The organism is Cognatazoarcus halotolerans (assembly GCF_009800965.1).
GTDB lineage: Bacteria > Pseudomonadota > Gammaproteobacteria > Burkholderiales > Rhodocyclaceae > Cognatazoarcus > Cognatazoarcus halotolerans.
In genome coordinates, this window is the sequence record NZ_WUAF01000076.1 from 1 (window position 1) to 363 (window position 363).

Annotated in this window: 1 protein-coding gene; it reads right to left on the reverse strand. The window is 58.4% G+C overall.

Annotation, left to right across the window (positions count from 1 at the left end; genetic code table 11):
• Positions 1-363 (reverse strand): transposase (locus GQB03_RS22730; protein WP_200832432.1); only part of this gene is annotated, 363 nt, incomplete at both ends.

Genomic DNA, 363 nt, shown 5'->3' on the forward strand with positions numbered 1-363 from the left:
TGAACGAGGCCCAGGCTTCGATCAGCGTGCCATCGACGGTGAAGTGATCGGAAGACAGCAGCCGCTCACGGCGCGCAAGGCACACGACTTCATCAAAAAATCGGCGCGCGATATCGGTGACCACCAGTCGCTCGCGCAGCCGACTGAAATGCGATTGATCCAGACTGGTGCTCCCCAGATCCATGTCGAGAAACCAGCGGAAGAGAATGTTGTAATCGAGCTGCTCGCAGAACTGCCGATCGGAGCGAATCGAATACAGCGCGATGAGCAATTGGCCCTTGAGCAGCCGCTCCGGCGGAATCGACGGGCGACCCGTGCTCGAATAGAGCGCATCGAGTTCAGAAGAAATCGCGCCAAGTGCTC